Annotated in this window: 15 protein-coding genes; 8 read left to right on the forward strand and 7 right to left on the reverse strand. The window is 65.7% G+C overall.

Features of this window, described 5'->3' with window-relative positions; translation table 11 throughout:
• Positions 1-3: 3 nt before the first annotated feature.
• The 4 genes from VGE27_RS09045 to VGE27_RS09060 all read right to left on the reverse strand — a co-directional run bounded on the left by VGE27_RS09045 (position 4) and on the right by VGE27_RS09060 (position 4137).
• Positions 4-876 carry a 3-hydroxybutyryl-CoA dehydrogenase gene (locus tag VGE27_RS09045; RefSeq protein WP_331049324.1) on the reverse strand — a complete coding sequence of 291 codons (873 nt, stop codon included), beginning with the start codon at positions 874-876 and terminating at the stop codon, positions 4-6.
• 13 nt (positions 877-889) lie between these two features.
• Entirely contained in the window at positions 890-1813 is a 924-nt protein-coding gene (locus tag VGE27_RS09050; RefSeq protein ID WP_331049325.1) for a CPBP family intramembrane glutamic endopeptidase, read from the reverse strand.
• A gap of 7 nt (positions 1814-1820) precedes the next feature.
• Positions 1821-3032 (reverse strand): acetyl-CoA C-acetyltransferase, encoded by a 1212-nt coding sequence (locus tag VGE27_RS09055; protein ID WP_331049326.1) that lies wholly within the window; start codon positions 3030-3032, stop codon positions 1821-1823.
• Positions 3033-3252: 220 nt separating this feature from the next.
• Positions 3253-4137 (reverse strand): creatininase family protein, encoded by an 885-nt coding sequence (locus VGE27_RS09060; protein WP_331049327.1) that lies wholly within the window; start codon positions 4135-4137, stop codon positions 3253-3255.
• Positions 4138-4396: 259 nt separating this feature from the next.
• On the opposite strand from VGE27_RS09060, the gene VGE27_RS09065 reads away from it, so the two are divergent.
• Positions 4397-5923, forward strand: coding sequence for a carboxypeptidase regulatory-like domain-containing protein (locus VGE27_RS09065; protein WP_331049328.1), 1527 nt, complete (start codon positions 4397-4399; stop codon positions 5921-5923).
• 43 nt (positions 5924-5966) lie between these two features.
• Here the strand turns inward: VGE27_RS09065 and VGE27_RS09070 are convergent, their stop codons facing one another.
• Positions 5967-7214, reverse strand: a complete 1248-nt coding sequence (locus tag VGE27_RS09070) for a diguanylate cyclase (protein WP_331049329.1) — start codon at positions 7212-7214, stop codon at positions 5967-5969.
• Positions 7211-9220 carry a threonine--tRNA ligase gene (thrS, locus tag VGE27_RS09075; protein ID WP_331049330.1) on the reverse strand — a complete coding sequence of 670 codons (2010 nt, stop codon included), beginning with the start codon at positions 9218-9220 and terminating at the stop codon, positions 7211-7213. The genes VGE27_RS09070 and thrS overlap by 4 nt, the downstream gene beginning before the upstream one ends.
• A 149-nt stretch (positions 9221-9369) precedes the next feature.
• Here thrS and VGE27_RS09080 point away from each other — a divergent pair, with 149 nt between their 5' ends.
• The 6 genes from VGE27_RS09080 (at position 9370) to purH (ending at position 17229) form a co-directional block, all read left to right on the forward strand.
• On the forward strand, positions 9370-10008 hold the full coding sequence (locus VGE27_RS09080) for a BON domain-containing protein (RefSeq protein ID WP_331049331.1): 639 nt from the start codon (positions 9370-9372) through the stop codon (positions 10006-10008).
• 42 nt (positions 10009-10050) lie between these two features.
• Positions 10051-12798 (forward strand): valine--tRNA ligase, encoded by a 2748-nt coding sequence (locus tag VGE27_RS09085; protein WP_331049332.1) that lies wholly within the window; start codon positions 10051-10053, stop codon positions 12796-12798.
• Positions 12795-14177, forward strand: coding sequence for an Ig-like domain-containing protein (locus VGE27_RS09090; protein ID WP_331049333.1), 1383 nt, complete (start codon positions 12795-12797; stop codon positions 14175-14177). The genes VGE27_RS09085 and VGE27_RS09090 overlap by 4 nt, the downstream gene beginning before the upstream one ends.
• Before the next feature lie 5 nt (positions 14178-14182).
• Positions 14183-14806, forward strand: a complete 624-nt coding sequence (locus VGE27_RS09095) for an HAD family hydrolase (RefSeq protein WP_331049334.1) — start codon at positions 14183-14185, stop codon at positions 14804-14806.
• 80 nt (positions 14807-14886) lie between these two features.
• Positions 14887-15648: a phosphoribosylglycinamide formyltransferase gene (gene purN / locus VGE27_RS09100; RefSeq protein WP_331049335.1), complete on the forward strand. Its 762-nt coding sequence runs from the start codon at positions 14887-14889 to the stop codon at positions 15646-15648.
• Positions 15649-15699: 51 nt separating this feature from the next.
• The gene (gene purH / locus VGE27_RS09105; protein ID WP_331049336.1) at positions 15700-17229 is read left to right on the forward strand and encodes a bifunctional phosphoribosylaminoimidazolecarboxamide formyltransferase/IMP cyclohydrolase; all 1530 of its coding nucleotides are present in this window, start codon (positions 15700-15702) and stop codon (positions 17227-17229) included.
• 63 nt (positions 17230-17292) lie between these two features.
• Here purH and VGE27_RS09110 read toward each other — a convergent pair whose 3' ends face one another.
• The gene (locus tag VGE27_RS09110) at positions 17293-18438 is read right to left on the reverse strand and encodes a hypothetical protein (RefSeq protein WP_331049337.1); all 1146 of its coding nucleotides are present in this window, start codon (positions 18436-18438) and stop codon (positions 17293-17295) included.
• A 303-nt stretch (positions 18439-18741) separates the two neighbouring features.
• On the opposite strand from VGE27_RS09110, the gene VGE27_RS09115 reads away from it, so the two are divergent.
• Positions 18742-20381: DUF2723 domain-containing protein (locus tag VGE27_RS09115; RefSeq protein WP_331049338.1), on the forward strand; the 1640-nt coding region annotated here is incomplete at its 3' end.

A 20381-nucleotide genomic window follows, 5' to 3' on the forward strand; every position in this document is an offset into this window, starting at 1 on the left:
CGGTCAGTACTGGTAGAAACCGCGGCCCGACTTGCGGCCATACCAGCCGGCGGCGACGTACTTCCGCAGCAGCGGGCACGGGCGGTACTTCGGGTCACCCAGGCCTTCGTGCAGCACTTCGAGAATGGCCAGGCAGGTGTCGAGACCGATGAAGTCGGCCAGCGTGAGCGGACCCATCGGATGGTTCATGCCCAGCTTCATCACCGTGTCGATGGCTTCCGGCGTGCCCACGCCTTCCATCACACAGTAGATGGCTTCGTTGATCATCGGCATGAGAATGCGATTGGCCACGAAGCCCGGGAAGTCGTTCACTTCCACCGGCGTCTTGCCGAGCGCCTTGGAGAGCGCCATGACCCGCTGGGTGGTCTCGTCGCTGGTGGCCAGACCGCGGATCACTTCCACGAGCTGCATCACCGGCACCGGGTTCATGAAGTGCATACCGATCACCAGCTCCGGGCGCTTGGTGCGCGCCGCGATTTCGGTGATGGAGATCGAGCTGGTGTTGGTTGCGAGGATGGTGCCGGCATCGGCCAGGCGATCGAGATCTTCGAAGATGCGGAACTTGAGATCCACTCGTTCCGTGGCGGCTTCCACCACGATCTGCGCACCGGCCACACCTTCGAGCGAGGTGGCGGTGCTGATGCGGCCCAGTGCGGCCTCGGCGGCGGATGCTTCCAGCGCGCCCTTCTTCACCTGACGATCGAGGTTCTTCGCGATGTTGTCGCGGCCGCGCGTCAGGGCGTCAGCGCTGACATCGATCATCGTGACCTGCTGGCCACTCGTCGCAAAGACATGGGCGATGCCGTTGCCCATCTGGCCCGCACCGATCACTGCCGCGCGCTGCACGGCACCTGCTCCACCCGTCGACTCCGACATGCTGATTCAACTCCTACGATCGCAGATGATGAGGTTCGTTCGATTCTGTCAGCTCATGCGTTGCCGCCATCGACCGCTTCCAGGCCAGCAACGCCCCTGCCCCAAGCACACCCGCGGCAACCAGGCCGCCTTCGGGTCCCCAACTGCCACCGGACAACCACTCCGGCCCTACCAGCACGGCGCGGTAGCCAGGCGTGGCGAACGGGAGACCGCTCACCGCCACATGCAGGACCGCCGCCATGATCCAGTTCCACGCCAGATGTGCCAGCCACGCCGCCGGAAGGCCAGCGTGCTCACGCACCCGCGCCAGACACCACCCCGCCAACATCACGATCAACGTCGTGCGCACGCTCGCACCGGGGTTCATGACGTGCACCGCTCCAAACGCCACACTCGAGGCCCAACGCGCGACCTGTGCGCCCGCAGCGTCCTCGGCCACCGCGTAGAGGAACCCGCGAAATGCGAGCTCTTCCCACAGCGCAGCGGGCGCCAGCAGTACCAGTAACCGCAACGCCACGCTGCCCCACGAATCCCCAACCATCACGTCGGCCAGCGCCCCGCCGCCTTCAAAGCGCAACAGTCCACCACCCCACAACAACGCGGCGGTGATCCCAATCGCCGCGCTACCGAGCACCAGCCCGGTCATCAGCGGCCGGAGATGCCAGTGTGCGCCATCCACAGCGAGCCGTTCGCTCACCGTGGGTGTCTGCGCGCCACGTTGCATCAACGGCTCGAACGCCCGAAACCCGGCCCAGCTTCCGGCCATCACGCCCACCAGCATCGCATACGGGTAAATCGGCACGGGCTCACCAACAGCCCGTGAAATCATGGCGAACACCGGCCCAGCGAGCGACTCCACGATCCCCTGGATCAGGATCCACCCCACCGCAAACGCGGTGAGGCGCAGGAAGACGCGCGCGGGGCGCGATGTCAGCAATGACAACTCAGGAAACGCGTTCCACCGACAGCGCCACCGCGTCACCACCACCAAGGCACAGCGTGGCGAGACCCGTGCGCGCGTTGCGATCGGCCAGTGCATGCAGCAGCGTCACCAGCACGCGCGTGCCGCTCGCACCGATCGGATGGCCAAGGGCAATGGCACCACCGTTCACGTTCACGCGGCTCGCGTCCCACTCGAGTCCCTTGCCGTCGGCCAGCGCCTGGCTGGCAAACGCTTCGTTGGCTTCGATGAGATCGTAGTCGCTGATGGTCGTGCCCTGCTTGGCCATCAGGTTCTTCACGGCCGTGATCGGCGCGAAGAACAGGTCGCGCGGATCACCAGCGCCCGTGGCGTAGCCCGTGATGCGGGCGAGGATCGTGAGGTTGTGTTCGCGTGCGTAGGCCTCGCTGGTCACGACCACAGCGGCCGCACCGTCATTCAGCGACGAGGCGTTGCCGGCCGTCACCGAGAGGGCGTTGTTGTCGCCGCCCTTGCTCGGGAACGCCGGACGCAACTTCGACAGCGAGTCGGCCGTCGTGTCGGCGCGGGGACCTTCGTCCGTATCGACGATGGTCGGTCCCTTCTTGCCGGGAATTTCCACCGGCACGATTTCCGTCTTGAACTTGCCGGCGGCCTGCGCGGCAGCGGCCTTCGCATGCGAGTCCGCCGCGAACGCGTCCTGCTCTTCGCGCGAGACCTGCGCCTTGCTCGCCGTGTATTCGGCGTGCGTGCCCATGTGCACCTGATAGGTGCCGCACCACAGGCCGTCCTTGATCATGCCATCGACCATCGACTGATCGCCGATCTTCACACCACCGCGCATGCCAAACACATAATGCGGCGCGTTGCTCATGCTTTCCTGGCCACCAGCGATCACGACCTGCGCGTCGCCCGCCTTGATCGACTGCGCGGCGAGCATCACGGCCTTGAGGCCCGAGCCACACACCTTGTTCACGGTGAGCGCCGATGCCGTCGCCGGCACACCGGCCTTGAGCATCGCCTGGCGCCCAGGCGCCTGACCCGTGCCACCCTGCAGCACGTGTCCCATGATCACTTCCTGCACGTCGTTGGCATTCACACCACTGCGCTGCAGGGCGGCCTTGATCGCGATGGCGCCGAGGGCCGACGCGGACAAAGAGGCGAGGCCTCCGAGGTACCGGCCGATCGGGGTGCGCGCGGCACCGACGATCACGGGCTGACGGGAAAGGTCGGTCATGTCGAGGCTGTATGAAAAGGTGCGCGACGCGAGGTGCGTGTCGCGCGCTGCCCATCGAAAAGGCGGGATGGCCTTTCAGGGATAGCCTCGGAAAATAATCAATCGTCCCCGGCGACAATGGGCAGCCAGCGGTGTAACGCCGTTTCACGACTCGCCTTACAGAAACAGGGCGGTCATCGACCGCCCTGCGCCGCTGGTCCCATTCTCCTGCGGTGGCCCGCTATGGCGCCAGCAACGTGCGGATCTGGCGGACAGCGTAGTCGACCTTGGTGTCGAAGATCTTCTTGCCGAGCTCCTTGCTGCTCTTGCGGGCGTCTCCGGTGATGCCGTTGTTCTTGCGCGGCACATTGGGATCGGGACGCTGCCCCCGCGGCAGGATCGGGTCGCCTTCGGCATTGGGCAGTTCCTTGAGGCGCACCCATGCGTCGCCGCCGAGATACAGCATTTCGGAGGTATCGATGATGCTGGCATGCCCGCCACCGGGCAGTTGCTGCTTCTCGAGCCATGCCCCCAGGTCGTCATGCGCCTTGGCGTACACATCGTCGCAGTACACCACCTTGAAGCCCTGCGCGGCGTACTTCTCGGTGAGCTTCTTCGCAACGTCGGCATAGACGTTGGGCTGGCCACCGCCATGGTCTCCCATGAGCACCACATTCTTGAAGCCGGTGGCAATGGCCTGCTCGCTCACGCGCTCGAGAATGGCACTGAGCAGGTCGGGCGTAAGCCCAATGGTGCCTGGCAGCGCGGCACTGGCGTTGTTGGGCGTGTATGGCAGCACGGGCATGGCAATCGCATTGCCAAGTCCCTGCGCGATGCTCCGAACGATGATGCGGCCCATGAGATTGTGGCCCCCGTTCACGTTCTGGGGACCGCGCTGCTCGGTGCCACCCGTGTAGAAGAGAGCAGTGGTCTTGCCGTCGGCGAGTGCCTGCTTCACCTCGGGCCAGGTCATCATTTCGAATTCCACGTTGGGCGCCCCGCGTGTCGGGGCCCCCTGGGCCTCCGCGTTGGGGGCAGCCAACTGGAGCGCCAGCAGCAGTGCGGCCGCCCGGAGCGGCAAGGCGCCGACGAATACACGGCGGAGAGGCAGGTTCAACTGGGACATCGGGATCAGGGCGCCTGGGTAGGAGAGGCGGGATCGAGGGCTGGGACCCATTGCCAATGTACGCGCAGGATGCGTCGCACCGTTGCCCAGCTCGGGAACCCTTCGAGAAAGGCCGAAAGCGGAATGCGGGCGGAATACGGAAAGTGGTGTCTGGAACGGGACCCGCGGCATAGACTTCGGGTATGGGGCACCGCTGGTGTCTCGTAGGCGTCCAGGCGCGTCCCGCGCGCGCTTCTGTCCAGAGTTTTGCAACCGTGCCATGCAGACGATCCTGACCCGACTCCTGCCCTGCGTTGCGGCGGCAAGCCTGCTCTTCGTGCCTGCCGCGTCCGTCGACGCTCAGGTCAAGAAGCCGGCCATTCCGCCCAAGACGACGCCCGTCGTGCCTCCGAAGCCGGTCGTGGCGGATCCTGCTGCGGCCATTCCCGCAGGGCAGCCAATACTGGCCCACGTCAGTGGCATGGTGTTCGACAGCCTGGCCTATGCGCCGCTGCCGGGCGCCACGGTGCAGTTCGTGTCTGCCAAGGACCCGTTGAAGGTGCGTTCGACGCAGGCCGATTCGATGGGTCGCTATGCCATCGACTCCCTGCCGGTGGGGATCTACCTCGTCGGTCTGGTGCACACCCAGATCGACCGGCTGGGGTTGGATGGCATGGCCACCCCCGTGAACGTGGCCGCTGGTGGAGAAGTGGATCTCCCCCTCGGCCTGCCGTCGCCCGATGCATTTCGGGCCACCAAGTGCACTGATCAGGCACCGGGTGCGCCGACGGGTGTGTTCGTGGGCATGGTGCGATCGGCACGCGGGCAGTCTCTCGCGGGCCCAGCGCGCGTGCGCGTGCAGTACACCGAAACCACCGTCAACTCGGGCGCGCTCGAACGACGGCGTCCGCTGCGCACCGTGGAAGCCTCGTCCACGGGAGCCTTCACGCTCTGCGGCCTGCCGCCCGACGCCGTACTCACCACTCGTGCCTACGCCGGCTCGGATTCCAGTGGTGTCGTGGAACTGCGCGTGCCCACCAGCGGCATTCTCATTCGTGACATGTATATCGGCTCCGCCGAACGCGTGGTGACCCGCAGCGAAAGTGGTTCATCGACCGTGTTGCGGGGCGACGGCCGTCTGCGCGGCATTGTACGCGACACCGCGGGTCGCCCCCTGATCGGCGCGCGGGTGTCCATGCCAGGAAATGGCGCGGAAGGCGCCGCGACCGGTGGCGGTCAGTTTCAGCTCGACAGCCTGCCCGGCGGTACCTGGATGCTCGAGGCGCGCGCCGTTGGATTCCAGCCCCGCCGCGTCGCCGTGGACGTGGTTGGCAACGACATCTCGATGACCGAGATCTCCCTGGATGCCGTCGCGCCGACGGTCGATACGGTGCGCGTGCGTGCCGACAAGTGGAGCTCGCAGATGGCGGGCTTCGAACAACGCCGCAAGTTTGGCTTCGGCCACTTCTTCGACGAAAGCTTCCTCGAGAAGCGCAACGCCCGCACCATCGCCGATGTGCTGCGTCAGGCACCCGGCGTATCCATCAATCCAGGCATGAACGGACGCGACCAGGTCACCATGCGCGGCGTCAACGGGGCCGGTAAGTGCGTTCCTGCGGTGTTCCTCGATGGCGTGAACACACAGGTCACCGACGGCATCATCGACAACGTGGTCAACCAGCCCGATGTGCGCGCGATCGAAGTGTACACCGGCATTGGTGGCACGCCGATCGAATTCCAGACCCGCAACGGTTGCGGCTCCGTGGTGCTCTGGACCGGTGGACGGCGGAGCCCACCGGCTCGATAACTGATCATCAGGAACGGGAGCCCGAAGACTCCCGTTCCTCCACTCAGTCGTCGTAACCGACGACGAGATTGCGTCCGGCCTGACGCGCCCGGTCAACGGCGGTGCCGGCCGTGGCGAGAAGCCCATCCACACTGGTGATGGGCTCCGTCACCTCCGCCACACCAATGGACAGCGTGGCACGCACACCCTGATAGTCGCCACCGAACACGTGGCGCTGCATGCGCTCACGAATGCGCTCGGCCAGCACCAAGCCACCGCTCAATTCGGTGCTGGGCAGCAGGACGGCAAACGCCTCACCGCCCACACGACCCACCACGTCGGTGTTGCGTGATTCCTGCCGGCACACCCACGCAATGGCCCGCAGCCATTCGTTGGCAAAGCCTTCGCCGTGCTGATCCACGAGATCGCGGAAGTGGTCCGGGTCGATCAGCAACATCGTGAGTGGCTGCCCATAGCGACGCGCACGAGCCACTTCTGACTGCGCCACGTCGAAGTAGGCCCGTCGCGCCAGCACACCGGTGAGGTAGTCGGTGTTGCTCGACGCATCCCCGCGCACCTGCTCTTCGAGCTTGCGACGCTCGGACACGTCGTGCGAGATGACCGAGTAGCCGGTGGTCTCGCCGTTGGCGCCACGCAACGCCGTGACGACGGTGCTGGCCCAGAACGTGGTGCCATCCTGGCGCGCCCGGTGTCCTTCCTCTTCACACCAGCCATTCTGGGCCGACAGGGCGAGCGTGTCGGTGAGGTGACTGGCCGACGCATTGTCGGGGGGCAGCAGCGTGGTCATGCTCTTGCCGATGATCGCCGAGGCCGGCCACTGGTGCACTCGTTCAGCGGCGACACTCCAACTCTCGACGTTACCCTGACGATCGAGTGAGTAGAACGCATAGTCGCGCACCGACTCTTCGACCGCACGCAGGCGCTGCTCGAGGTGCGACATCGTACCGCGCGCCATGGCGAGGCCGGATGCGTCAGTGGCCACCGCGACGATACGACCGGTGGCCACCTTGACCAGTGAGAGAAACACCCCTAGTGACTGGCCCGGAGCCAGCAACTCGAGGTTTTCAAGAATCACACCTCGGGAGCTGCCGAAACCACGCACTCTCGACGAAAGGTCTGGCGCCACGGCGCCGAGCGCCGTGAACAGGTCCTCGAGTGAGCCCGTCGGCGTGAACGGCGTGAGCAGGCGACGCGCCGCCAGATTGGCCACTTCCACGCGGCCGTCCTCGTCCACTTCGACCAGGCCGACCGGCGAAAGCAGGAACAGATCCAGCAGCGTCTCTGGGCTCACGCGTTGCTCTCCGTGGTCTCGCTGGCCACCTGCGTCTGGGCGGGCGCCGGCACGAGAGCCCGCGTCCGCACTTCATCCTGCAGACGCGCGATGAAGGCATCGGCGCTCAGAATTTCCTGCTTCTTGCCGGCGCCACGCGTGCGCAACGCGACCGTGTTCTCTTCCGACTCGCGGCGACCGATCACGCACATGTATGGCACCTTCTCCACCTCACCCTCACGCACGCGGTAGTTCAACGTCTCGTTGCGTGCGTCGAGCGTGGCCCGGATCCCCAGGGCCTTCATGCGGTCGACCAACGCCTGGCCGTGCGCATTGAAGTCGATGGCGATGGGGATGACGCGCACCTGCTCAGGCGCCAGCCATACCGGGAACGCCCCGGCAAAATGCTCGATGAGAATGGCAATGAAGCGTTCGAACGAGCCGCTCACCGCGCGATGAATGACCACCGGACGGTGCGGTGCGTTGTCTTCACCCGTATACGCGAGATCGAAACGATCCGGCGCGTTGTAGTCGAGCTGGATGGTGCCGAGCTGCCATGCACGGCCGATGCTGTCGGTGACGTCGAAGTCGATCTTGGGCCCGTAGAACGCCCCGTCGCCTTCCTTCATCTCGTACGGGCGGCCTGTGCTCTCCAGCGCGGCCTTGAGCGCGGCCTCGGCGCGATCCCACAGCTCGTCGCTGCCGATGCGCTGCTCGGGACGCGTCGCGAACTTGAGATTCGCCTTGAGACCAAACGTGTCGTAGTAAGAGAGGATGAAGTCCATGAGGAACTTCACCTCACTCTCGATCTGATCTTCGCGCAGGTAGACGTGGCAGTCATCCTGCGAGAACTGGCGCACGCGCGTGAGACCCGACAGCGCACCAGACAGCTCGTTGCGGTGCAACACATCGAACGTCACGTACCGCACCGGCAATTCGCGATACGAATGCTTCTCGGCGCCGTACAGCACGTGGTGCGACGGGCAGTTCATGGGCTTGAGCGACATGTCATGCTCACCCGTCTCGTTGTCGAGCACGAGGAACATGTTCTCCTTGTACTTGCCCCAGTGCCCCGACTGTTCCCACAGCTTCTTGTTGTACAGCAGCGGCGTCTTGATTTCCTGGAACGACTCCTGCTGCCGCTCGCGCACGAAAGCCTCGAGCGTGTTGTACAACATGGTGCCCTTGGGCGTCCAGAACGCGGCGCCGGGCGCCTGCGGGAAGATCTGGAAGAGGCCAAGCGACTTGCCGAGCACACGATGGTCGCGCTTCTTCGCTTCCTCGAGATTGTGCAGGTGCTGTTCGAGCTCGTCCTTCTTGAAGAAGGCCGTGGCGTAGATGCGCTGCAGCATCTGCCGCTTCACATCGCCGCGCCAGTAGGCGCCTGCCGTGTGCAGCAGCTTGAAGTGCTTGAGGTGCGACGTGTCGGGCACGTGCGGGCCGCGGCACAGGTCGATGAACGGGCCGTCCGTGTACGTGGAGATGATCTCGTCCGTGCCCTCGAAATCGGCCAGGCGCTCGAGCTTGAGCGGATCGTCGACGAAGAGCTGCTTGGCCTCTTCCACCGACACTTCGGCGCGCACGAACGGATACTTCTCGGCCGCGACCTTCTTCATCTCGGCTTCAAAGGCTGCGAGATCTTCCGGCGTGAACGGCTTGTCGACTTCGAAGTCGTAGTAGAAGCCGTCATCGATCGCCGGACCGAAACCGATCTTGGCGTCGGGGCGCAAGCGGCGCACCGCCGTGGCCAGGATATGCGCGCCCGAGTGACGCAGCACGGCCAGCGCCCGCGGATCCTTGTCCGTGATCACGACGAAGGCACCGGATGCCCGCAGCGGCGTCATCAGGTCCTGCACCTCGCCATCCACCGCCACCGCGACCGAGGCCTGGAGCAGCCGGGTACCGATCGAGCCCACCACATCACGCGCCAACGTGCCGGCCGGCACCTCGCGTGTGGAACCATCGGGCAGCGTCAGGACAATCAAAGCGTTGTCGGCGGGCACAGCGGAGGACGGACCGGCGATCATCGGAAACCAGCGAAGATGGAGACAGTGAGCGGACCCGCACAGGACGTCACTGTCCTGTGCGCTCCCTTCACGAAGACGCTGAAGTTATCATTCGACAGCGAGTTACGCCAAGTTATCGAGTGCGCCCGGGCCTGCTGGTACAGCGCTCGATGCACGAGCCAGGAGATCGCACCAGCATGCAGAATCGTCGCCGCCCCGCGCGGCAGGGAAAGACCGGACGCATTGTCCTCGTAGCTCTCGGTGCCGTGGCCGGGTTGGCCATCGGTATGGTACTCGCTGACCGCCTCGGTGGACTCGAGGCGCTCAAGCGCGCACCGTCACGTCGGCGGCATCGCCAGAACGGCTGGCGGGCAGACCAGCATCGGTCGGAATCGTTCGACGAGATGCCCGACGACCATTCCGAGCTCGCCCCCGAGGCGATCTCCCACCTCCATCTGGCCGAGCATTTCATCGATCAGGCCCCGCGGCGGGCCGAAAGCCGGCGGGAAGAGACCCAGCGTAGCAGCCGCCGTGGCAAGCTGGGCCTCTCGTCGTCGGCAACGGCCGCGGGCGAAACAGCTCCGTCGCTGGATGAGCTCGAGGAGCGGGTGCTCGAGGCGTTCCAGAACGACCCCATGCTGGCCCATCGGTCCATCGACATCGGGGCCGTAGCCCCCGGCGAAGTGGAGCTCACGGGCTGGGTGGCCGCTCCGGCCGAAATCGACTATGCGCTGACCATTGCCCGGGGTGTACCGGGTGTGGAGCGCGTACTCAACTCCCTGGCCGCCAACGCGGACGCAGTGGACTGACAGACAAGTCCGTGCGGCGCCGGGCGTTGTTATGTTCCCCGGATGACTGCGCCTGACCCCAATTCGCTGCCCACCACGTACGACGCCGCCTCCACGGAGGCCGCCTGGTACCCGCGCTGGACTGAACACGGTGTGTTCACCGCTGACCCGGCGCGGGCCGCGACCCACGAACCGTTCGTGATCGTTATCCCGCCGCCCAATGTGACGGCGGTGCTGCACATGGGGCATGGCCTCAACAACACCGTGCAGGATGTGCTCATCCGCTGGCGCCGCATGGCGGGGGATGAAGCACTCTGGGTGCCCGGTACCGATCACGCCGGCATCGCCACGCAGAATGTCGTGGAGAAGCAGATCGCCGCCGAGGGACACTCGCGGTTTGATCTCGGGCGCGAGGCCTTCGTGCAACGCGTGGCGCAGTTCGTCGACAAGACGGGCGGCGAGATCCTCAATCAGCTCAAGTCCATTGGCGCGAGCGCCGACTGGACGCGCACGGCGTATACGTTCTCGCCCGAGCTTTCGCGCTCGGTGCGCGAAGCGTTCGTGCGCCTGCACGAAGATGGGCTGGTCTACAAGGGACACCGTGTCATCCACTGGTGCCCGCGCTGCGGCACCTCGCTGTCGGATGAAGAAGCGGAGTTCACCGACACAACCGGCAAGCTGTATCACCTGCGCTATGTGTTGGCCGACGACCCGTCGCAGTCCATCACGGTGGCCACCACGCGTCCGGAAACGATGCTGGGTGACGTGGCCGTGGCGGTGAATCCTGATGACGAGCGCTACCAGGCCATGATCGGCAAGGATGTCATCCTGCCGCTCAATGGTGTGCGCATCCCCATCGTCGGCGACACGTACACCGACCCGGCCTTCGGCTCGGGCGCGGTGAAGATCACGCCCGCTCACGACGCCAACGACTTCGAAGTGGGCAAGCGTCATGCCCTCGCCACGCCCGTCATCATCGACGCGGAAGGCATCGTGCGTGAGGTGGAAGGTGCGGCGGGGCGCGTGCCGGCCGAGTTGAGTGGCCTGGATCGATTTGCCGCGCGCAAGGCCATCGTGAACTTGCTCGAAGCGGCAGGCGCACTGGTGAAGATCGAGAACCACCAGCACAGCGTGCGCCACTGCTATCGCTGCGATACGGTGGTGGAGCCGCGTCTGTCCGATCAGTGGTTCGTGCGCATGCAGCCACTGGCTGACAAGGCGCTCGCCGCACTGCGCACGGGTGAACTGCGCATCCTGCCGGAGCGCTGGGAAGCCGTGTACGTCAACTGGCTCGAAGGCATCCGCGACTGGAACATCTCGCGGCAGATCTGGTGGGGCCACCGCGTGCCGGTGTGGTACTGCAACGCCTCGTGCGGCCATGCGCCCATCGTGTCGCGCACCGATGTCACGAGCTGCCCGGGTTGCAACGGCACCGTGCGCCAGGACGAAGATGTGCTCGACACCTGGTTCTCCAGCTGGCTGTGGCCGTTCAGCACCCTCGGCTGGCCCGACAAGACGCCCGATCTGCGCGCGTTCTATCCGGGCGATGTGCTTGTCACCGCACCGGAGATCCTGTTCTTCTGGGTCGCGCGCATGGTGATGAGCGGCTGCTGGTTCCTCGACAAGGCGCCGTTTCACACGGTGTACCTGCACGGCACCGTGCGCGACATGCAGCATCGCAAGATGTCCAAGTCACTGGGCAACGGCATCGACCCACTCGACGTGGTGCGCCTGTATGGCGCCGATGCGCTGCGCTGGACGATGGTGGCCGGACTCGGACTCGGCGTGGACGTGATGCTCGACCCCACCGACCTCGAGAAGTCGTTTGCGCCGGGTCGCAACTTCTGCACGAAGCTGTGGAACATCGGGCGCTTCCTGCTCTCGCGCGTGGGACCGGAACCAGTGAAGCCGGTGGCGTCGCTCGACGCGGCATCGCTCACCGCAGCCGATCACTGGATTCTCGAACGCCTCGACGCGGCCATCGCCGACTGTGACGCTGCACTCGGCCCTGCCCGTCCGGCCGACCTCTCACGGTGGACGGACGCGGAACGCTACCGCGGCCTGCGTCTCTCCGAGTATGCCGAAGCCGCGCGTCGTTTCGTGTGGAACGAGCTCGCGGACTGGTATCTCGAAAGCGTGAAGCCGCGCCTTGCGACGGAAGGCGACGACCGCGAAGTGGCCCGGGCCGTGCTGGCTCACGCCTTTGACGGCGCCCTGCGTTTGCTGCAGCCCGTGGTGCCGTTCATCACCGAGGAGCTGTGGCAGAAGTTGCCACAAACGCCGCCGAATGCCTTCATCGCGCAGGCCGCATGGCCGGTGGTACGCGCGCAGGCGAGTGGTTCCGCCGCCGTGTTCGAACAGGCACGCGAGGCGGTACAGGCCATTCGTCAGGTCCGTTCCGAGAACAACGTGAATCCGGGGGCCTGGGTGGATGCGGTGGTCGTCGGTCCGGCCGCGTCCCGCGAGGCGCTCACGCCCGTCATCGAGACGATCGGCGGCTTGGCCCGCGCGCGCGTCACGCTCGCCGAGCAGAACCCGGGTGGTGCGTCGGCACAGGTGCTGCTCTCCGGGGGTATCGAGGTCGTGGTGCCGCTCGCCGGCATGATCGACCTCGACAAGGAGAAGCAGCGCTTGCAGACGGAACTGGCCCAGTTGGAGAAGCAGCTCGGTGCCCTCGAAGGCCGCCTGGCCAACGAAGGCTTTGTTGCCAAGGCCCCGCCGGCAGTGGTCGAGGCCGAGCGTGCCAAGGCCGCCGACTGGCGCACCCGCGCCGGGCAGCTGCGCGACAAGCTGCAGGCACTCGGCGCGTGATTCGACGCGTTGTCACGTTGGCGGCGGCCGCTGCGCTGTCCGCAAGCTGGGCGTGCGCGAATCAGGCGTTGCCGCCCGGTGGCCCACCGGACACGGCGGCGCCCGTGCTGGTGCGCATCACGCCGGAGATCAACTCGGTGGGCAAGGTTCCCAAGGCAGTGGAACTGCGCTTCGACGAAGTGATCAGTGAAGTGCCGCGCGGTGCCACGAACCTCAGTGAGCTGGTGTTCATCAGCCCGAAGAGTGGTGATCCGCGCGTGAGCTGGGGGCGCACGCGCATCGAGATCCGACCGTCGAAGGGATGGAAGCCCAACACGGTCTACTCGGTGCAGATCAAGCCTGGCATTCAGGATCTGCGCAACAATGGTATCGACTCGATCATCCGCATCGTGTTCTCCACGGGCGGAGAAATCCCGGATACGAAGCTCACCGGCGTTGCCTTCGACTGGTTCGCGGCTAAAGGACTGGCAAGTGCCGTCGTGGAAGCCGTTGCCACTGATAGCACCGTGTATCAGGCGGTGGCCGATTCGGCGGGTCGCTTCGAATTGGCCAACCTGCCAGCCGGCCCATACCTCGTGCGGGCATACAACGACCGCAACAGCAACCGGGATCTCGATCCGCTGGAGATCTGGGACGAGGCCAAGGTGACGCTGACCGCCGAAGCGCGAACGGAGCTTTACGCCTTCACGCACGATACGGTCGGCCTGCGCATCACCGAGGTGACACCGCAGGACACGAATCGCATCCTCAAGGTGGTGTTCGACAAGCCGTTCCCGAACGACCTGGAGTTCACGCCGGAAATGATGGTACTCACCCGCGCCTCCGACTCGTCGCGGGTGGCCGTGCGTGGTGTGCAAACGGCACGGCAGAAGACCGTGGCCGACTCCACAGCGGCCAAGCAGCGCGCGGACTCCATCGCACGGGTCGCGGACGCGAAGCTCGACACGAGTCGGGTCGCACGCCAGCGACGTGACTCATTGGCCACCGTGCGCCGACAGGACAGCCTGGCCGCGGCGCAGCGTGCGTTACTCGAACGGCAGCGTGCCGCAGCGCGGGCCCGTGGCGGTCGCATCCTGCCCATCGACACGACACCGCCACCCAAGATGTCGCGTCCGCGTGTGTACAACGAGATCTTCGTGACGCTCGAGGCCCCGTTGGCGTGGCAGACGCAATACTCCCTGCAGACCGCCTTCGTGCGCAGTCTTTCGGGCACGGTGAAGTCGCCGTCGCGCAATTTTGCCACACCGCGTGCGCCGCGCGTGGATTCGACCGCCGCGCGGCGCGATTCTCTCAGCCGCACCGATTCGTCTGCCCGTCGCGACAGTTCGGCAGCCCCCCGTGCCCCGGTGGCGCGTCCTGACACCGTGCGGCGGAGATGAGTGTTGTGAGTGGATCGGATGGCGAGCCGCGCGCTGCGCTGTTCATCGACCGCGATGGGACGCTCATCGCCGACGCGCACTATCTCGCTGATGCATCGCGTGTGAAGATGCTGCCCGATGCGGCCGTGGCCGTTCGGCGCGCGAACGAGGCGGGTGTGCCGGTGGTGATCGTCACTAACCAATCCGGTATCGCCCGCGGGCTCATCACGCAGGCGCAGTACGAAGCAGTGCGCGACCGTACGGTGGCCCTGCTGGCGGCCGAGGGCGCGACGGTGCTTGCCACCTATCACTGCCCGCACCCGGCCGATAGCCCGCCTTCTTGCGATTGTCGCAAGCCCGGCATCGGGCTCTACCAGCAAGCCGCCCGTGAGCACGGGTTGTCGCTTTCCAATTCCGGATACATCGGTGATCGGTGGCGCGACGTGCAGCCGGCCATCACGACCGGTGGCGTGGGGGTGCTGGTGCCCGGCATCGAGACGCCGGCGAAGGACGTCGAGTCCGCCAGATCGTCATCTGAGCCGCGCGTTTTTCTGGCCGACCGGTTGCTGGAGGCGGTGACGATTTCGCTGGCGACCATGGGCCACGCGCATCATCACGGCGAGATCACGCGAGGCCGCTCGCCGGGCTAGTGACAGTGTGGCCGAGTGACCTTGGCCATCCGTCCAAGGTCGCCCCTGCAGCGAGGCAGCCCGAACCGATAGCTTGGGGCATGATCGACGACACTGCCCCCACTCCCGTGGCTCCAGCTCCCGCGCGCATTGCCGTGCTGGCCTCGGGAGGCGGCTCGAATCTGCAGGCGCTCATCGATCATTTTGCCGGACCGGGTGCGGCATTCGGCACCATCGCTTATGTCGCATCCGACAAGGCCACCTCCGGTGCACTCACGCGCGCGCAACAGGCAGGCATTCCCACCGGCGTCGTCTCTGTGCCGCAGGATGGCGATGCCATCGTGGCACAGCTGGTGGAGGCGGGCGCCGAACTGCTGGTGCTTGCTGGCTATCTCAAGCTGATCCCCGCGGCGGTGGTGCAGGCATTTCATGGGCGTCTCATCAACGTACATCCCGCATTGCTGCCGGCGTTCGGCGGCCCTGGCATGTATGGTCAGCGCATTCACACCGCCGTGCTCGAACATGGTGCCACCATCACCGGTGTGACGGTGCACTTCGTGGACGAACACTACGACCGCGGCCCGATCATCGCGCAGTGGCCCGTGCCGGTGTTGCCGGCGGACACGCCGCAATCCCTCGGCGCGCGCGTGCTGCGCATCGAGCATCGCCTGCTGCCGCTCTGTGTGGCAGCCATTGCCTCGGGGTCCGTTGTGCTGGGCGATGACAACCGTGTGCATGGGCACCTGCCCGTTCCCGTGGCCATGGCCGCACACGACTGGCGATTCCGCATGACCCCGGATGGTGTCGACGATGCGTCGGCGCCGGCCTTCGAAGCCGATCTCGCGCGACTCTTTCCGCGCTGATCGGCTTCTTTCATTTCGATCATTCCAGAGCTCTTCGACCGGATATTTCACATGCGCGCGCTGCTCTCCGTTTCTGACAAGTCGGGCCTTCTCCCCTTCGCCCAGGGACTCGCCGCCAAGGGCGTCGAACTGGTCTCCACCGGCGGTACCGCGCGCATGCTGCGCGACGCCGGCCTGGTGGTGAAGGACGTGAGCGAGCTGACCGGCTTTCCCGAGATGCTCGACGGCCGCGTGAAGACGCTGCATCCGGTGGTGCATGGCGGCCTGCTGGCGCGCCGCGACCTGCCCGAACACATGGAAGCCATCAAGGCCCATGACATCGGCACCATCGATCTGGTCGTGGTGAATCTCTACCCCTTCCGCGAAACGGCCGCCAAGCCCGGCGTGCATCCGGAAGAAGTCATCGAGAATATCGACATCGGCGGCCCGTCGATGCTGCGTTCGGCGGCCAAGAACTTCACGTCGGTATGGGTGATCGTCGATCCGTCGGACTACAGCAAGGTGCTCGACGTGGTCAACGCCGGCGGTGACGACCAGCCCCTGCGCAAGCTGCTCGCCGAGAAGGTGTACGCGCACACCAGCGGCTACGACGCCGCCATCGCGCAGTGGTTCGCCCAGCAGCGTGGCGAGCCGTTCCCCGATCGCTACCCACTCGCGTTCGAGAAGCAGCAGGCGCTGCGCTACGGCGAGAACCCGCAGCAGCGCGCCGCCTTCTACGTGGAGAAGCCCGGCACCGGCCTTGGCGCGCTGGTGCAGAAGGGCGGCAAGGAGCTCTCGTTCAACAACCTGCTCGATCTCGAAGGCTCGCTGCTTGCCATCGAACCATTCGGTGATCAGCCCGCCTGTGCCATCATCAAACACACCACGCCGTGTGGTCTCGCCACCGGCACCAATGCGCTCGACGCGTACAAGAAGGCGTTGGCGTGTGATCCGGTGAGTGCGTTCGGCAGCGTGATCGCGTTCTCGGTGCCGGTGGACGTGGCCGCAGCGGAAGCCATCTCCAGCCTGTTCGTGGAGTGCATCGTTGCGCCGAAGTTCGCCGAAGAAGCGGTGGAGATTCTGGTGCGCAAGAAGAACCTGCGTGTGCTCGAAGGAAAGGCGTCGTGGCCTGCCGGCACGATGGATCTCAAGCGTGTGCGTGGTGGCCTGCTGGTGCAGGATCGTGCGCCCGCGCCGTCCGAGCCCGCGCAGTGGCAAGTGGTGTCCTCGCGTCAGCCCACGTCGCAGGAGCAGCGCGACCTGCTGTTCGCATGGAAGTCAGTCGCCAGCGTGAAGTCGAACGCCATCGTGCTGGTGCGCGACGGTGCAACGATTGGTATTGGTGCGGGTCAGATGAGCCGTGTGGATGCGAGCTTCGTGGCGGTGCACAAGGCCACGACTCTGGGCCATGCAACCACTGGCTCGGCGCTGGGCTCCGACGCGTTCTTCCCGTTCCGCGACGGTATCGACCAGGCAGCAGCAGCGGGCGTGACGGCCATCGTGCAGCCGGGTGGATCGGTGCGTGATGCCGAAGTGATCGCCGCGGCCAACGAACATGGCATCGCGATGGTGTTCACCGGCGAGCGGCTGTTCCGCCACTAGGCGAATGACGGCGGGCGCTCCGATTAGGAGCGCCCGCTCAGTGTTTCTGTGCCACCCAATGACTTACTGGAGGCGATTCACCGGCACCCACACCGGATTGGCATGTTCATGCGCCACACTCGTATGGCGACGCACATCGTTGCCCGTCGCGTTCACGCTGTACACCTGCCAGTCGTAGAAATCGCCAAGAATCTCGTGCGCCGAGACGAACGCGAGCCGCTTGCCATCGGGCGACCACGACGGCGAACGCTGCACACCATCGGGCTCCACGTCGAGCAGCGCACGTTCGGACACCGGGCGCGCGTCCGCATCCAGCTCCACCACCCACAGATCGCCCTGCACCGAACCACCGCGGCGCACGAAAGCCACGCGCATGCCATCCGGTGACCACGACGGTTCACGGTCCGAGCTCGTGGAATCGATGACGAGTCGCTGTACATCCGATCCGTCGCTGCGCATGGATGCGAGGCTCGCGGCCGCATACCCATCCACATTGCGATACTCGCGGCTGAAGGCCAGCCGGTAGCTGCCATCGGCGAGCCTGGGCGACCACGCCGGTGATTCGAACGATTCCACACCGCGTGATGCGGACGTGAGACGCGTGACGTTCGTACCGTCGATGTTCATCACGTAGATGTCTGCCGGATTGAACAATCCCACCGTACCGCCGGGCTGCCATCCACGAAACGCCACCTGCTGGCCGTCTGGGCTGATCGCCGGCTGGTCCGCCACCAGTGCGGACAGTGCAGTCGAACGAATGGCCCCCGGCAACTGCGCGCGCACCGCGCTGTCGAGCGCGGCCTTGCACAGCGTCGTGCCATGACCGGTCGTGCACGTGAACACCATCGACTGACCGTCGGGCGATACACTGGCATCGAATGCACCGCTGAAATCCATCACACGATGCAGCGAATCGATGCCGGTATTGGTCTGCACCAACCACGGCCGCTGGTACGAGGCCGCATCGGGCACCCACTGGTCGAACAACAACGTGTACGCGTCGCGGGCCGGCGGCACCGGTGTGGTGGGCGGGTTCGGCGTGGGCGTCACGGCGGAATCGCCGGTGGTGGGCCGTGTCGGGTTGTCCACCCCCGTGAGCGCAGACGGATCACTGCAGGCGGTCAGTGCAGCCGCCGTGAACAAGGCCAGGGCCGGCAGGGCCAGCTGACGTAAGCGCCTCTGATGGCGCGAAGCAGACAGATGTGACATCGACAATCCGGATCTATGCGTGCAGGGAAAAGACCTCTCTGCTCAGCCGTACCCGGATGTTTTTGAGGCCGTCACGGTCCCAGCCTGATGCCATGGCGTCGACTGGCATCAGCCTTGGCATCCCGCCATGGCATCCCGCCGTGGTCGGGGACCGAGGGACATGAAGCAGACCACACGAGACACGCGGCGCGTTCAGGAACATGCTGACCGGTTGTGCCCCCCTGCTTTCCCGGCGACCTTTCAGGATTGCCAAAGCCCGGGGCCGCCTCCGGTTCCGGGGTGCCACACCCTCCGCCTTGCTTCATGACTGTCGCAGCCACCGCCACCGCGGCGTCGGCCCACACCGCGAGCGCCTCGCGCTCCAGTGCCGCCGAACTCGACTACCGCCCGTCCTATCTGGCCGCCGCCATCGCGGGGCTGGTGACCTTCCTGCTGTATCTGGTCACCCTCGCCCCCACGACGTCCATGTGGGACACCAGCGAGTACATCGCCGCCGCCTATGTGCTTGGGCTGCCGCACCCACCGGGCAATCCGTTCTTCGTGCTGATCGGCCGCGTCTTCAGCGTGCTGCCGATCGCCCCGACGGTCGCCATGCGCATCAACGTGCTGGCGGCGCTGTCCAGCGCCATCTCGGCGTCGCTGTGGTTCCTCGTCACCGAACGCGTGCTCGTCGGCTGGATGCCACGCCGCTGGCAGCGCATCGCCGGTGGCTCGCTGGCCGTGCTGATCGGCGCCACCGCGTTCACCGTGTGGAACCAGTCGGTGGTGAACGAAAAGGTGTACACCGTCTCGCTCGTGGGCCTCGCGGTCATCTGCTGGCTCACCGTGCGCTGGTGCGATGATCCGGAAGGCCCCATGGCCGACCGCCTGCTGGTGCTGGTCGCGTATCTCTGTGGCCTGGGCTACACCAATCACATGGCCGGCATGCTCGCCGTGCCCGCCGTTGGCATTGCGGTGCTGATCCGCCGTCCGCAGACGCTCCTCCGCTGGAAGTTGCTCGTGGCCTGCGCGGTGGCTGTGGGCTTCGGCATGACGCCGTTTGCCACGCAGCCCATTCGCGCAGCGCACTTCCCCGCGATCAATGAAGGCGAGCCCACGGCGTGTGCCACCGAGATCGCGGTGGACTGCACGTTCAGCCAGCTCACGTACGACCGCTTCATGTACAACTTCAATCGCGGGCAGTACGGCAAGCCGGAACTCGGCGAACGCCAGGCGCCGTTCACGGCGCAGCTCGGGATGTACTGGTTGTACTTCAAGTGGCAGTGGCTGCGCGACGCCTACAACGAACACCCGGGCGCGCAGAATGGCCTTGCCGTCTTCTACTTCATCCTCGTTCTGCTGGGCGGATGGATGCACTACAAGAAGGACCGACGAAGTTTCTGGTTCTTCGGCCCTCTCGTAGGCACCATGACGCTGGGGCTGATCTTCTACCTGAACTTCAAGTACGGGCACTCCCAGGCACCGGAACTCGGCGACTCCGTCCCCCGCGAGGTGCGTGACCGAGACTACTTCTACCTGTGGAGTTTCTCGGCCCTCAGCGTGTGGGCTGCACTCGGCATGTTCTACCTGTGGGAGACCGTCGCCACGCTGTTTGGCGCCGACGAAGTGCGCCTCGGCAAGGAGACCGTCCTCGAGCCGCGCGCCCGCAGCTTCGCGATGGCCTCCCCGCTGCTGGCGATCGCGTTCATCCCGCTCGTTGGCAACTGGACGCAGGCCTCGCGTTCCAGCCAGACCGACACCGGCGACTTTGCGCACGATCTGCTCAACTCGGTGGAGCCGTACGGCATCCTCATCACGGTGGGCGACAACGACACCTTCCCGCTGTGGTACGCGCAGGAAGTGGAAGGCATCCGCAAGGATGTCATCGTGGCCAACACGTCGCTGCTCAACACCGACTGGTATGTGCGGCAGCTGATCCGCCGCGCGCCGTCGCCATACGAGCC

It is taken from the genome of Gemmatimonas sp., from assembly GCF_036405635.1.
Taxonomy (GTDB): domain Bacteria; phylum Gemmatimonadota; class Gemmatimonadetes; order Gemmatimonadales; family Gemmatimonadaceae; genus Gemmatimonas.

Bases quoted from the DNA above. Each gene is read 5' to 3' on its own strand.
- VGE27_RS09045 (WP_331049324.1), bottom strand. From the start codon at position 876: ATGTCGGAGTCGACGGGTGGAGCAGGTGCCGTGCAGCGCGCGGCAGTG.
- VGE27_RS09055 (WP_331049326.1), bottom strand. From the start codon at position 3,032: ATGACCGACCTTTCCCGTCAGCCCGTGATCGTCGGTGCCGCGCGCACC.
- VGE27_RS09060 (WP_331049327.1), bottom strand. From the start codon at position 4,137: ATGTCCCAGTTGAACCTGCCTCTCCGCCGTGTATTCGTCGGCGCCTTG.
- VGE27_RS09065 (WP_331049328.1), top strand. From the start codon at position 4,397: ATGCAGACGATCCTGACCCGACTCCTGCCCTGCGTTGCGGCGGCAAGC.
- thrS (WP_331049330.1), bottom strand. From the start codon at position 9,220: ATGATCGCCGGTCCGTCCTCCGCTGTGCCCGCCGACAACGCTTTGATT.
- VGE27_RS09080 (WP_331049331.1), top strand. From the start codon at position 9,370: ATGCACGAGCCAGGAGATCGCACCAGCATGCAGAATCGTCGCCGCCCC.
- VGE27_RS09085 (WP_331049332.1), top strand. From the start codon at position 10,051: ATGACTGCGCCTGACCCCAATTCGCTGCCCACCACGTACGACGCCGCC.
- purN (WP_331049335.1), top strand. From the start codon at position 14,887: ATGATCGACGACACTGCCCCCACTCCCGTGGCTCCAGCTCCCGCGCGC.
- purH (WP_331049336.1), top strand. From the start codon at position 15,700: ATGCGCGCGCTGCTCTCCGTTTCTGACAAGTCGGGCCTTCTCCCCTTC.
- VGE27_RS09110 (WP_331049337.1), bottom strand. From the start codon at position 18,438: ATGTCACATCTGTCTGCTTCGCGCCATCAGAGGCGCTTACGTCAGCTG.